Here is an 802-nt window from a genome sequence, read left to right as displayed (position 1 = left end):
GTATCCGTCCGGCGTGACTGCCCTTGATTTTCAGGCTTTCTGCCATCTCCAAGGCAGGAGTTCGTCGATGCGATTGATCTTGTGATCGGCGATGTGGGTCAGCACCCAGGTGAGCCATGCCTCGGGGTCGACACCGTTCATCCGGCAGGTTTCGATAAGCGTATAGGCAATGGCTGCGGCCTTGCCGCCGCCTTCGGACCCCATGAAGAGGTAGTTCTTTCTTCCGAGAGTCACGGGCCTGATCGACCGCTCGCAAATGTTGTTGTCCAGCTCCAGCTGGCCGTTTTCGAGATAGGCTCGCGCCTTTGGCATGCGGCCGAGCGCGTAACGAATGGCCTCGGCCAGCTTGGTCTTGCCCGATATTTTCGGCAGTTGCAGCGCCAGCCAGGTTTCCAGCTCATCGAAGAGGGGCTTTGCCCGCGCCTGCCTCAGGGCGACACGCTCTTCCGGCGACGTGTATCGGGCATCCTTTTCGACGGCGTAGAGTTGGGCAATCCGCTCGATGGTTTGCCTGGCGATGGCCGATCCCTCGCGTTCGAAGGCATCCACGAACTTGCGGCGGACGTGGACCATGCAGGCCTGCTCGCTGGCCAGGCCCGGGCCGAACAGTCCGTTGAAGCCGGTGAACCCGTCTGCATGCACAATGCCTGTGTAGCCCTTGATGTGGGTCGCGGGGTGGGCGCCCTTGCGATCCGTGCTGAACTGATACCAGGCACAGGGAGGCGCTTGCCCGCACCATGGACGTTCATCGCGAACATAGCTCCACAGTCGGGCGGTATGGGCCTTTCCGGTCTTGCCCGAC

General features: G+C 61.7%; 1 protein-coding gene. It reads right to left on the bottom strand.

Features of this window, described 5'->3' with window-relative positions; all coding sequences use genetic code 11:
* Window positions 1–30: 30 nt before the first annotated feature.
* Window positions 31–802, bottom strand: a 772-nt coding sequence (locus tag AAIL68_RS17485; RefSeq protein WP_347141061.1) for an IS66 family transposase, incomplete at its 5' end; no start/stop codon positions are given.

Origin of the sequence: Paracoccus sp. SSK6 (genome assembly GCF_039770665.1) — a bacterium.
Classification (GTDB): Bacteria; Pseudomonadota; Alphaproteobacteria; order Rhodobacterales; family Rhodobacteraceae; genus Paracoccus.
This window is presented reverse-complemented; position numbering and strand designations above follow the sequence as displayed.